Source organism: Micromonospora sp. NPDC051196 (assembly GCF_040682415.1).
GTDB lineage: Bacteria > Actinomycetota > Actinomycetes > Mycobacteriales > Micromonosporaceae > Micromonospora.
In genome coordinates this window covers 151,540-164,513 of record NZ_JBFBAY010000006.1, presented here as the reverse complement: position 1 = coordinate 164,513, position 12,974 = coordinate 151,540, and the positions used below count along the sequence as shown (strand labels likewise).

The window sequence follows — 12,974 nt, the reverse complement described above, 5'->3', positions numbered from 1 at the left end:
TGGGTGGAACCGACGAGGGTGGCCGGTCAGGGACGGTAGCGGTAGCCCATGCCGGGTTCGGTGATGAGGTGTCGTGGTCGGGCGGGGTCGGTTTCCAGCTTGCGGCGAAGTTGGGCCATGTACTGGCGTAGGTAGCCGGTCTCGTTCTGGTACTCCGGTCCCCACACGTCGTGCAGCAGTTGACGTTGGGTGATCAGCTTGCCGGGGTGGCGCAGCAGTCGTTCGAGGACACCCCACTGGGTGGGGGTGAGCCGGACCTCGGCGCCGTCGTCGCGGGTCACGATCCGTTCGGCGAGGTCGACCGTGTGCCGCCCCACGCGTGCCTGGCTGCCCGCCCGACCGTCGGCGGTGTCGGAGGTGGTGTGGCGGCGGGTGACGGCGCGGATGCGGGCGAGCAACTCGTCGACGCCGAACGGCTTGGTCACGTAGTCGTCGGCACCGGCATCAAGCGCGGTGACCTTGTCGTCGCTGCCGGCCCGGCCGGAAAGCACGATGATCGGTACGCCGGTCCAGCCGCGCAGCCCTCGGATGACGTCGACGCCGTCGAGGTCGGGTAGGCCGAGGTCGAGTACGACCAGGTCGGGCGGATGCCGGGCAGCGGCCTTGAGAGCGTCGGTGCCGGTGGCGGCGACCTGCACGTCGTAGCCACGGGCGCGCAGGTTGATGCCGAGGGCGCGCAGGATCTGCGGTTCGTCGTCGACGACGAGAATCCGGTTCATGCCGGCGGTCCCTCCATGGCGGTCACGGATGCGGCGGCGGGCAGCCGCAGCACCATGGTCAGTCCACCACCCGGGGTGGTCTCGGGAGTGATGCTGCCGCCCATGGCTTCGGCAAGGCCGCGGGACAGGGCGAGGCCGAGACCGACTCCCGCGGTGTTGTCCCGGTCGCCGAGGCGCTGGAACGGTTGGAAGACGTGTTCCCACTGGTCGGCGGGGATGCCGGGGCCGTGATCGATGATCCGCAGCTCGACCTGGCCGGCGTGGGCGCTGGCGGTGACCAGTGGCGGCCGTTGCGGTGGACTGTGTCGCAGGGCGTTGGCGACGATGTTGACCAGGACCCGTTCCAGCAGGCCGGGATCGGCGGTCGCGGCAGGCAGGTCGGCGGGGATGTCGGTGCGGACACCGGCGGCGGGTGGCCCGAGTTCGTCCAACGCCCGGGGTACGACGTCCTCCACACCGATGGCGACGGCGTGTACGCCGAGCGCCCCGGCCTGCAGGCGGCTCATGTCGAGCAGGTTGGCGACGAGGCGGCCGAGCCGATCGAGGGACTCGTCGGCGGTGGCGAGCAACTCGTCCCGGTCGGCGGCGTCGAACTCGACGTCGTGACTGCGCAGGCTGGACACGGCCGCCTTGGCCGAGGCGAGCGGCGTACGCAGGTCGTGGCTGACCGCGGCGAGCAGCGCGGTGCGCATCCGGTCCGCCTCTGCCAGCGGCCGGGCGGCGGCGGCCTGCGCGGCCAGGCGTTGCTGACGCAGCGCGACGGCGGCCTGGGCGGCGAAGGCCTCGACGACGCGCCGATCGGAGGCCGCCAGCCGGCGGCCGCAGAGCACGACGGTGAGTCGGTCGTCCACCGGCACGGCGGTCTCGCCCGCACCGGGGCTGGTCGCCGGCGCATCGCCGACGCTGGCGACCAGCCGCCAGGCGGTCTCCTCGCGAGCCCGGTCGGGTCGGCCGTCAGCAGCATCCACCAACTCCAGCACGCTGACCGCACGCAGCGTGAACGTCTCACGGAGCCGGTCCAGCAGGGCGGTCAGGGGACGCTGGCCGCGTAGCACGCTCCCGGCCACGGTGGCCAGGGTCTGCGCCTCGGCGGAGGCCCGGGCCGCGTCCCGGGTCCGGCGGGCGGCCATGTCGACGACTCCGCTGACGGCGACGGCGACGCCGACGAAGACCGCCAACGCGAGCAGGTTGTCGGCCTCGGCGATGGTCAACGTGGCGAAGGGCGGCGTGAAGAACCAGTTCAGCAGCAGGGAACCACCGAGTGCGGCAAGCAGTGCCGGCCACAGCCCGCCGACGAGCGCGACGCCGACGACGGCGGCGAGGAAGAGCAGGATGTCGTTGGTGAGGGTGAGATCCGGCAGCGCTTTGAGCAACGCGGTCAGCACCGGCATGCCGAGCACGGCGAGTGCGAAGCCGAGCAGCCGGCGGCGCCGGGACAACGCCGCCGGCACCCCGGCCGTACGCCGACCCCGCCCGGCCTCGGCGTGGGTGACCAGGTGGACGTCGATGGGCCCGGACAGTGCGGTGGTGGTGACCCCGACCCCACGGGAGAACACCTGGGCGAAGCGGCCCCGCCGGCTGGCGCCGATGACGAGTTGGGTGGCGTTGACGCCGCGGGCGAAATCGAGCAGCGCGGCTGGGATGTCACTGCCGAGGACCTGGTGGTAGGTGCCGCCGAGGCTCTCGACCAGCACCCGCTGCCGAGCCAGGTGGGCGGGGTCTGCTCCGGCGAGGCCGTCGTTACGGGCCACGTGTACGGCGAGCAGATCGGCACCCTTGCTGCGGGCTGCGATGCGCGCGGCCCGGCGGATCAACGTGGCGCCCTCCGGGCCGCCGGTGAGCGCGACGACCACCCGTTCGCGGGCCTCCCAGGTGGCCGAGATGCCCTGCTGGGCGCGGTACGCGTCGAGTTGCTCGTCGACGGTGCCGGCGAGCCAGAGCAGGGCCAACTCCCGTAGCGCGGTGAGGTTGCCGACCCGGAAGTAGTTCCCCAGCGCCGCGTCGATCTTGTCCGGTGGGTAGACGTTGCCGTGCGCCATCCGACGCCGCAGCGCCTCTGGGGTCATGTCGACCAGTTCGACCTGCGCGGCGGCGCGCACGATCTGGTCGGGCACGGTCTCGCGCTGGGTCGTGCCGGTGATCTGGGCGACAACGTCGTTGAGGGACTCCAGATGCTGGATGTTGACGGTGGACAGCACGCTGATCCCGGCGTCGAGCAGTTCCTGGATGTCCTGCCACCGCTTCGCATGGCGCGACCCCGACACGTTGGTGTGGGCCAACTCGTCGACGACGGCGACCGCGGGGTGACGGGCGAGGACCGCGTCGAGATCCATCTCCTGGAAGGTGCCACCCCGGTAGGTGGCGGTGCGGCGAGCAATCACCTCCAGGTCACCGATCATGGCGGCGGTGTGCGGACGGCCGTGGGTCTCGACCAGGGCGATCACCACGTCGGTGCCGCGCCCGGCGCGCCGCTGGGCCTCTTCGAGCATGGCGTACGTCTTCCCGACGCCCGGTGCGGCACCGAGGTAGATGCGCAGTTCCCCTCGCGGCACAGCAGTGGTCCTCTCCACACGGTCGGCGGCCGGGGTGCGGGTGCCGGGGCCGGGACACTTTGGTCCCGGCCCGCTGGCGTCAGCGTGGCGGGAACATCTCGTCGAGGGCGAGGTTGAGTTCCAGCACGTTCACCCCGGGCGAGCCCATGAAGCCGAGCGTACGGCCGGTGGTGTGCTCTTCGACGAGACGTTCGACCGCAGCCGGGTCCGCGCCGCGCTCGCGGGCCACCCGCGGGACCTGGAGTCGCGCGTACGCCGGACTGATGTGCGGGTCGAGGCCGCTGCCGCTGGCGGTGACCGCGTCGGCCGGCACGGCGGAAACGGCGGGTGCGTCACCTCGGACGGGGACGATGTTCGCGCCCGCTGCCCGGTAGTCCTGCCCCGGCTGGGCCAACTCCACCGGCACGCCTGCGTAGGCGGGGAGGAACGGGGTGGCCGGCGCAGTCTGGTTGACACTGACAACCCGGACGACCGGGCCGGTGAGCCCGTCGGTACGGAAGACGGCCAGCACCGCCCCCACCCCGTCGGCGGTGCAGTACGGCCGGCGACCGTCGACGCCGTCGAGTTCGCCGACTGCCCTGCTGCGGGCGCAGACCTGGGTGAGCAGGCTCTGCCTGGTCTCGTCGGGGTCGGTGGCGATGGCGTCGACGACGTCCTCCGGGCCGAGGTTGGTGGCGCCGGTGGAGGTGGGGTCGTAGCCGTCACCGGCCGCCGACGGGCGGGACTGGAAGTAGCGCGGTACGGCCCTGCCGTCCGTGTCGGTGAAGGACTGCCCGATCAGGGCGCTGCCGGCGGCGCGGCCGTCGACCGCGATGATCGAGCCGTCGGCGCGGTCGGCGAGGCCGGGGAGCCAGCCGACGGCGACCATGGCGAGGGGGTAGGCGATTCCGGCGAGCGCGGTGAAGACCAGCAGCGCGCGCAGGGCGGCGAGATGGTGGGCGAGCCAGGTGGGTAGGCGCATCAGGAGATCCCCGGGACGAACTGGATGAGCAGGTCGATGAGCTTGATGCCGAGGAACGGCACAATAATGCCGCCGAGTCCGTATACCAGCAGGTTGCGGCGCAGCAGGCTCGACGCGGCGGCGGGCCGGTAGCGCACGCCGCGCAGCGCGAGCGGGATCAGCGCGACGATGACTATCGCGTTGAAGATGACCGCCGACAGGATCGCCGACTCCGGACCCGACAGGCGCATGATGTTGAGTACGTCCAGACTCGGGTAGAGCCCGGCGAACATCGCCGGGATGATCGCGAAGTACTTCGCGATGTCGTTGGCGATGGAGAAGGTGGTCAACGCCCCTCGGGTGATCAACAGTTGTTTGCCGATCTCCACGATCTCGATCAGCTTGGTCGGGTCGGAATCGAGGTCGACCATGTTGCCGGCCTCCTTCGCGGCGGAGGTGCCGGTGTTCATGGCGACGCCCACATCGGCCTGGGCGAGCGCGGGGGCGTCGTTGGTGCCGTCGCCGGTCATCGCGACCAGTCGGCCGCCCGCCTGCTCCTTGCGGATCAGGGCGAGCTTGTCCTCCGGTGTGGCCTCGGCGAGGAAGTCGTCCACCCCGGCCTCGTCGGCGATCGCCTGCGCGGTACGCGGATTGTCGCCGGTGATCATGACGGTGCGGATGCCCATCCGGCGCATCTCGTCGAAGCGTTCCCGCATACCGGCCTTGACCACGTCCTTGAGGTGGATCACGCCCAGGGCGCGGGCCGGCTGACCGTCGACGTGCTCGGCCACCACGAGGGGCGTGCCGCCCATGCCGCTGATCTCGTCCACCACCTGGCCGACCTGTCCGGTGGGGTGGCCGCCGTGCTGGCGTACCCACTGCATCACTGCGGCGGCGGCGCCCTTGCGGATTCGCCGGGCCGGTCCGCCGTCACCGGCTGTCAGGTCCACACCGCTCATCCGCGTCTGCGCGGTGAACGGCACGAACGTGGCGTGCGGCATCAGGCCCGGCTCGCGCTCCCGCAGCCCGAACTCGTTCTTCGCGAGCACCACGACCGACCGGCCCTCCGGGGTCTCGTCGGCGAGGCTGGACAACTGGGCCGCGTCAGCCACCTGACCGGCGGTGACGCCCTCGACCGGAAGGAACTCGGCGGCCTGCCGGTTGCCGAGCGTGATCGTGCCGGTCTTGTCCAACAGCAGCGTGTTGACGTCGCCCGCAGCCTCCACGGCCCGCCCGCTCATGGCGAGCACGTTGCGCTGCACCAGGCGGTCCATGCCGGCGATGCCGATCGCCGACAGCAGCGCGCCGATGGTGGTCGGGATGAGGCAGACCAGCAGCGCGACCAGCACGATGCCGGTGACGCCGCTGTCGGTGATCGCCGGGCTGTTCGCGGCGGCGGCCTGGAAGTCCTTCGAGAAGATGGCGAGGGGCTGGAGGGTGACAACCGCCAGCAGGAAGATGATCGTGAGTGCGGCGAGCAGGATGTTCAGCGCGATCTCGTTCGGGGTCTTCTGCCGGTTGGCACCCTCCACCAGGGCGATCATGCGATCGATGAAGCTCTCGCCCGGCTTCTGGGTGATCCTGACAATGATCCGGTCGGAGAGCACCTTCGTGCCGCCGGTGACCGCGCTGCGGTCGCCGCCGGACTCCCGGATTACCGGCGCGGACTCACCGGTAATCGCGGACTCGTCGACGCTGGCGATGCCGTCGACCACGTCACCGTCACCGGGGATGGTCTCGCCGGCCTCGACCACGACGACGTCACCCTGCCTGAGCTGAGGGGCCGGGACACTTTCGGTGCGGTAGGAGCCGGGGGCGGCGCCTGCGGTCCAACCGAGGACGCGGGTGGCGACGGTGTCGGCCCGCGCCGTACGCAGCGCGGCGGCCTGCGCCTTGCCTCGGCCCTCGGCGACCGCCTCGGCGAGGTTGGCGAAGACGACGGCCAGCCACAGCCACACCGTGATCGCCCAGGCGAACACCGACGGTTGCGCCACCGCGAGAACGGTGGTGAAGGCCGCGCCGATCTCGACGATCAGCATGACCGGGTTGCGCCACAGCGAACGCGGGTCGAGTTTGCCCAACGCGTCGGGCAGCGAACGGAGGAGTTGCCTCGGGTCGAGCAGTCCGCCACCCCGGTTGCCGTGGGTGGCCGGTGAGCCAGGGGTGCAGGCGTGGGGCGTGGCGGCGGTCATGTCCTGCTCTCTCATGCTGATCACAGCCCCTCGGCCAGGGGGCCGAGCGCCAGCGCGGGCAGGAACGTCAGCGCGACCAGGACCACCGTGACGCCGACGACCATCCCGACGAACAACGGGCGATGGGTGGGGAGGGTGCCGGGGGAGGCGGGGGTGGGCTGCTGCCGCGCGAGGGAACCGGCCAGCGCCAGCACCAGGATGATCGGCGCGAACCGACCGACCAGCATGCACAACCCCAGCGCCGTGTTCCACCACGGCGTGTTCACCGTCAGACCGGCGAACGCCGAACCGTTGTTGTTGCTCGCCGAGGTGAACGCGTAGAGCACCTCGGAGAGCCCGTGCGGGCCGGCGTTCAGCGCGGTGACGTGGTTGCCGGTGGCGAACGCCGCCGCCGTGCCGACCAACACCAGCGCCGGGGGGACCAGAAAATACAGCGAGGCAAGTTTGATCTCGCGTGGTCCGATCTTCTTGCCCACGTACTCCGGGGTCCGGCCGACCATCAGCCCGGCGACGAAGACCGTGATCACGGCAAGGATGAGCAGCCCGTACAGGCCCGCACCGACACCACCGGGCGCGACCTCGCCGAGCATCATGTTGACCAGCACCATCCCGCCACCGAGCGCGGTGTACGAGTCGTGGAACGAGTTCACCGAACCGGTGGAGGTCAGCGTGGTCGCGGCGGCGAAGGTCGCCGAGTTCGACACGTCGAACCGCACCTCCTTGCCCTCCAGGGCCGCCCCGACCGCCTGCGGCACCGTGCCGTGACCGGACACCTCGAACGCGTTGGTCAGCGCGACGCTGGCCAGCGCCAGGGTCGCCATCACCGCGACGATCGCGTAGCCCTGCCGGACCTGACCGACCATCCGGCCGAACACCCGCGGCAGACTGAACGGGATCACCAGCAGCAGGAAGATCTCCCACCAGTTCGTCCAGGTGGTCGGGTTCTCGAACGGATGCGCGCTGTTGACGTTGTAGAAGCCACCACCGTTGGTGCCGAGATTCTTGATCGCCTCCTGGCTGGCCACCGGCCCACCCGTGATGGTCTGGCCGCCCCCGGTCAACGTGGTGATCTCCGTACCGTCGGAGAGATTCTGCGCTGCGCCACCGATCATCAGGACCAGGGCCGCGAGCACGGAGAGCGGCAGCAGCACCCGCAACGTGATCCGGGTCAGGTCGACCCAGAAGTTGCCCACCTGCCCGGCACGACTACGGGCGAAGCCGCGTACCAGTGCGACCGCGACCGCGATGCCCACCGCGGCGGAGACGAAGTTCTGCACCGCCAGTCCGGCCATCTGCACCAGATGGCCCATCGTCGACTCGCCCGAATACCACTGCCAGTTCGTGTTCGTCACGAACGACACCGCCGTGTTCCAGGCCCCGTGCGCGACCACCGGGTCGAAGTCGAGCGACAGCCACAGGTGGTTCTGCAGCCGCAGGAAGGCATAGAGGAACAGCACCGAAACCGCGGAGAACGCCAGGACGGCGCGGGCGTACACACCCCAGGACTGTTCGGCGGCCGGGTTCACCCCGATCAGCCGGTAGATCCCGCGCTCGACCCGAGAATGCCGCTCGGCGCACACCACGCGATACAGATAGTCGCCCAATGGCCGGTGTACGGCAGCCAGGGCCACCGACAACGAGAGAACGAACAACACACCGGCGCTCGTACTGGTCATCAGAACCGCTCCGGAAACAGCAGGGCGACCACCAGGAAAATCGCCAGGCCGACCGCCAGCACCAAACCGGCGACGTTGACGACGCTCACAGCTTTTCCACCCCCCTCACCAGCAGGGCGAGCAGCGCGAACAGCGCCATCGTCAACACGACGAACACCACGTCAGACACGACTGACTCCTCAATCCCGACCGGGGCGTCGCGGCCCGCTTCTGTCGGCCGCGCCGGGCAATCACAGCGCCGACCAGTCGGGAATGACAGGTGCCATAACGCGATCATCACGATGAACGGGCAATTCTTCACGGCTTTTTCACGCGGAGCGGCCCGCTGCGGCGGCTCACGGACCGGGTGGCCCGACCCCGACACCATCCGGGTCTGATTCACGAACGATCTCTCTGCGTACGAGCACCCCTGGGGTTGACCCGGCTGTTACACCGGACCAACCCCAGTTGCCGATCGATTCGGGCTACGGCAGCCTCCGGATGCCGTGGTGTTCGTTGCCGCGATGCCAGCAGATCGGCCCGAGTGAGCCGCTGCGCAGCGGGACGGTCATCCCATCCGGATCCGGAACACGTCGCGGTCGATGACCCGGTTGTCGTAGTAGAAGAGCCCGAGCAGGGTACCGGCGTCCTGGTTCTCCCAGTCGGGGATCATGCATGCGCTGAACCCGCCGCTGTCACCCTGCCTCCTGGGATCCAGCCACGGCACCTGGCAGTAGAAACCCTGTCCGCCCCCGTTGATGCCGCCGATGATCAGGAACGTCCGACCGTACGTGTGAGAGGCCGCTCCCTCATAGGTGGACGCGAACGGATACTCGTCGCAGCTGTATCCGGTCGGCCTCGGTCGATTCTGCGGATCGGTGCAGGCCGCCCTGCGGTTCGCCTCGTTGCGGCTGCCGTCGGTGGTGCGGGTCAGCCGGCTCGGCAGGCCGAAGTTGAGTGCCAGGCTGATGTGGCGGGCGTAGGTGGGGTGGGCCAGGGCGCTGATCGTGTGGGTCGGCTCGACGAACGCGACCGTGCAGCCGACCGGGCGTCCCGGTAGTGCGTCGTCGCAGCGGTGCGCCGGCGGCGTGACCACCATGGCGTTGCTGATCGGTGGTGACCAGGCCGGATTGCTGAACGTGAACTGCCAGGAGGCCGATGACTGCCAGGAGATGTATGGGCCGCCGTAGCGCGACGAGAAGGACGCCGCCCCCGGCACCACCGACCCGGTGGCGAACGGGGCGGTGATCCCCGGATTCGACAGGTACGAGCACATCTCACCGCAGATGGGCACGGCATTGAGGGTGGTGCCGGCGATCGCCCCCCAACCGCCCCGGCCGGTGAAGCGGACATAGGTGTCCCACCGATCGGAGCGCCCGGAGAGATAGACCTCGGCCCGGACGCTGAAGTCGATGACACCGATGATCACGCCCTGCGGGACGGTGAAGATGATGAGCTGGAACGCGGCATCGCCGCAGATCGTGGTCCGGGTGGCGATCCAGGTATCCGTACCGCACGGGGTGTTCGTCACCCCGACGTCGGCCGACGTCGACCGGGTCGGTGCGGCACGATCGCCGCCGCGTACACAGGTGGCCGTTCCCTTGCCGCGGGTACGGGCCAGCGCGGCAGCGCGGACCGGCAGGTCGGCGCAGTCGGTCGCGGTGGCGAGAATGTTGCTTCCCGTGGTGACCGTCGGGGCGCCGGGGGCGGCCGGCGAGGTCGACGCACTGGGCGCGGCCGTCGCCGGAGCCACCGTGGCCAGGGAGGCTACGACGACCGCGGCGACACACACCGCGATGACTCGTCGGAGTACGGGCATTGCCATGGTCCCTCCATCTGGTGAACGGATCGATCGGCGGGACGCTATCGCCGAGCGCTGGACCGCGATTGGATCGGCGCTGGACAATGTCCAGTAGTCGAAATGGGGTGGACCCGGTGCTGGTCGTGCAGATCCTCGGGCGACTTCGCGTCTGGCAGGACGGAGACGAGGTCGACCTGGGCTCGCAGGCCCGGCGGGCGCTGTTGGGCGTACTCGCACTGACACCCGACAAGCCGGTGCGTCGGCGTGACCTGGTCGACGCGTTGTGGGGCGAGCAGCCGCCGGCCAGTGCCGTCAATGTCCTTCAGACGCACGTCAAGCATCTGCGCCGGACCTTGGAGCCGGGCCGTCCGGCCCGCGCCGCGAGTGTCGTCCTGCCGAGCGTCGGTGACGGGTACCGGCTGCACCTGGCCGGTGGCGACGCCGACGTCGTCCGCTTCCGCGACCTCGCCGGCGCGGCCGTTCGGGCCGCCGCCGAGAATCCGGTGCGTGCGGTCGAGCTGTCGGGGGCCGCGTTGGCACAGTGGCACGGGCAGGTGCTGTCCGACGTCCCGCTGCTGACGCGGCTGCCGGCGGTCACCAGACTCACCGACGAACGACGGCGGCTGCTCGCCCTGCACGCCGAACTGCTGATCAGCCTCGGCCGTGCCCGGGAGGTGCTCACGACCCTGGCGGAGGACGCCGACGACCATCCGCTCGACGAGCCCGTCCACGCGTTGCTGGTGCGGGCCTACGCCGCAACGGGTCAGCGTGCCCGCGCCGCCCAGACGTACCGCGCGATGCGGGATCGGCTCGCCGACGAACTGGGCGTGCCACCCGGGGCGACGCTGCGGTCGGCGTATGAGCAGGTCGCCGGAGTCGGACCGCACCGAACACCGGCGGTCGGCGTCACCGGCCCACCCGGAACGCGGCTCGCCGCCGTGCCGCGACAACTGCCGGCGGAGGTCGCGGACTTCGCCGGACGAGCCGGCGAGCTTCGCCAGCTCGACGCCGCCGGTCCGCTCATCCTGCTCTGCGGCACCCCAGGCGTCGGCAAGACCGCGCTGGCCGTGCGCTGGGCGCATCGGGTTCGGACCCGGTTCCCCGACGGGCAACTCTTCGTCGACCTGCGCGGGTTCGACGCCGACCGGTCGGTGTCACCGGGTGACGCGCTCGCTTTGCTGCTCAGCATGCTGGGAGTTCCCGACGGCGAGATCCCGACCGACCCGCAGCACCGGATGGCCCGGTTCCGTTCGGCGGTGGCCGACCGGCGCCTGCTGATCCTGCTCGACAACGCCGGCTCGGTCGAGCAGGTCCGCCCCCTGCTGCCGGGCACCGCCAGCTGCACGGTCGTGATCACCAGTCGCGCCCACCTCGGCGGACTCGCCGCACTGCACGGCGCCCGCCGCGTCGAGGTCAACCCCCTGCCGGTGACCGACGCAGTCGGGCTACTACGCCGGCTCATCGGCGGCCGGGTCGGCGCCGAGCCGGCTTCGGCGGCAATGCTCGTCGAGCAGTGCGCCCGGCTGCCGCTGGCCTTGCGCGTCGCCGCCGAACTTGTCGTCGCCCGGCCCGGACGGCGGCTCGCGGACCTCGTCGTGGAGCTTGCCGACCGGCAGCGACGGCTGGATCTCCTCGATCTCGGCGACGATCCCCGAGCCGCTGTCCGCGAGGTCATCTCGTGGTCGTACCATCGGCTCCCGGCCGCGGCGGCGACCGCGTTCCGGCGGCTGGGCCTGCTGCCCGCCGCCGTGTTCGACGGCCATCTGCTGGCTGTGCTGACCGGAACGGAACCGGCGACCGGTCACCGGCTGGCTGCCGTGCTGTCCCAGGCTCATCTGGTGCAGGCCACCGACGACGGCCGGCTGACCCAGCACGACCTGCTCCGCGCCTACGCGGGCGAGCTGGTCCAACGGGTCGATACGGACGACGACCGGCGCGCCACCATCGGACGCCTGCTCGACTGCTACCTCGCCCACGCCCGAGCCGCAACTCGGCTGCTGTACCCGTCGCACCTCAGGCAGCCGCCCCATCCCTGCCCCGCCGGCCGCCCGGACGGCACCGCGACGTGCACCATGGCGGAAGTCGCGACAGACATCCACGCGGCCCGGACCTGGCTGGACTCGGTGCGACCGGCGCTGGACGGACTGGGCTCGACGGCGGTGCATCACGGTTTCACCGCTCAGGCCGTAGGGCTCGCCCTCACCTTGCAGGACTACCTCACCGGTGGGCCCCACGACGGCGCGCTCGCCGTGCAGCGGCACGGCCTGTCCGCGGCCCGCGCCGCCGGCGACCACGTCGCGGAGGCGATGTTGCTGTCCAACATCGGCGACATCCACCGGCTGCTCGGGCAGTACGGACCCGCTGCCGAACAGCACCGGCGCGCCCTGGCGATGCATCGCACGGCCGGTGACGACCGTGGCGCTGCCCGGACCCTGACCCGTCTCGGTATCGTCCTGGAGCGCATCGGCGACCATGGCGCCGCGACGCGGCGTCACCGCCAGGCGGTCGCGGTGTACCGGCGCCTGGGCGACCGTACCGGGGAGGCGTCCGCGTTGGTCAATCTCGCCAACGCGTTGAGCGCGGGGGACCGACTCGATCTGGCGGCCGACGCACTGGGCCGGGCCCGGGACACCTTCCGCGACCTCGGTGAGCGAATCGGCGAAGCGAGCGCACTGACCAACCTCGGCGAAGTGCTCACCAGGCTCGGGCGACACCAACTGGCGTCCACGGTGCTCGACGAGGCCCTGGCCCTGTTCCAGCGCGCCGGGCACCGCGACGGCGAAGCGACGGCGCTGTCCAATCTCGCGACGGTCAACACACACCTCGGCGCGTTCGACACCGCAGTCCGCCAGTCCCACGCGGCGCTGGCCATCTTCCGAGCCAGCGGCCATCAGTACGGGCAGGCCAGCGCACTGAACGTGCTCGGCACCGCGTTGCTGTCCATGGGTAGTCCGGCGCAGGCGCGCCACCACTACGCCGAAGCACTGACGATCGCCCAGACGACCGGCGACACCGACGAGATAGCCCGCGCCAGGGCGGGCATCGCGATGGCACAGACCGGCGAAAGCTGACGACGATCGGGTCCTGCGCTCTCCGGCTCGGTGAGTCGGGCGTT

9 protein-coding genes are annotated in these 12,974 nt (G+C 70.9%); 1 reads left to right on the top strand and 8 read right to left on the bottom strand.

The window, feature by feature from the left end:
• Nucleotides 1–26: 26 nt before the first annotated feature.
• From AB0M35_RS14795 to AB0M35_RS14760, 8 genes are all read right to left on the bottom strand, one after another.
• Nucleotides 27–719, bottom strand: a complete 693-nt coding sequence (locus AB0M35_RS14795; protein WP_363745455.1) for a response regulator — start codon at nt 717–719, stop codon at nt 27–29.
• On the bottom strand, nt 716–3,271 hold the full coding sequence (locus AB0M35_RS14790; protein WP_363745453.1) for a DUF4118 domain-containing protein: 2,556 nt from the start codon (nt 3,269–3,271) through the stop codon (nt 716–718). The genes AB0M35_RS14795 and AB0M35_RS14790 overlap by 4 nt, the downstream gene beginning before the upstream one ends.
• Before the next feature lie 79 nt (nt 3,272–3,350).
• On the bottom strand, nt 3,351–4,232 hold the full coding sequence (locus AB0M35_RS14785; protein WP_363745451.1) for a potassium-transporting ATPase subunit C: 882 nt from the start codon (nt 4,230–4,232) through the stop codon (nt 3,351–3,353).
• Complete coding sequence (gene kdpB / locus AB0M35_RS14780; protein ID WP_363745711.1) at nt 4,232–6,403, bottom strand: potassium-transporting ATPase subunit KdpB; 2,172 nt, start codon at nt 6,401–6,403, stop codon at nt 4,232–4,234. Before kdpB ends, AB0M35_RS14785 begins: the two co-directional genes overlap by 1 nt.
• Nucleotides 6,404–6,423: 20 nt before the next feature.
• On the bottom strand, nt 6,424–8,079 hold the full coding sequence (kdpA, locus tag AB0M35_RS14775) for a potassium-transporting ATPase subunit KdpA (RefSeq protein WP_363745449.1): 1,656 nt from the start codon (nt 8,077–8,079) through the stop codon (nt 6,424–6,426).
• Nucleotides 8,079–8,168 (bottom strand): K(+)-transporting ATPase subunit F, encoded by a 90-nt coding sequence (gene kdpF, locus AB0M35_RS14770; protein WP_363745447.1) that lies wholly within the window; start codon nt 8,166–8,168, stop codon nt 8,079–8,081. The genes kdpA and kdpF overlap by 1 nt, the downstream gene beginning before the upstream one ends.
• Nucleotides 8,165–8,461 (bottom strand): hypothetical protein, encoded by a 297-nt coding sequence (locus AB0M35_RS14765; protein WP_363745446.1) that lies wholly within the window; start codon nt 8,459–8,461, stop codon nt 8,165–8,167. Before AB0M35_RS14765 ends, kdpF begins: the two co-directional genes overlap by 4 nt.
• A 165-nt stretch (nt 8,462–8,626) precedes the next feature.
• Nucleotides 8,627–9,883 (bottom strand): hypothetical protein, encoded by a 1,257-nt coding sequence (locus AB0M35_RS14760; protein ID WP_363745444.1) that lies wholly within the window; start codon nt 9,881–9,883, stop codon nt 8,627–8,629.
• Between the two features lie 110 nt (nt 9,884–9,993).
• Here AB0M35_RS14760 and AB0M35_RS14755 point away from each other — a divergent pair, with 110 nt between their 5' ends.
• Nucleotides 9,994–12,930 carry a tetratricopeptide repeat protein gene (locus tag AB0M35_RS14755; RefSeq protein ID WP_363745442.1) on the top strand — a complete coding sequence of 979 codons (2,937 nt, stop codon included), beginning with the start codon at nt 9,994–9,996 and terminating at the stop codon, nt 12,928–12,930.
• Nucleotides 12,931–12,974 lie beyond the last annotated feature (44 nt).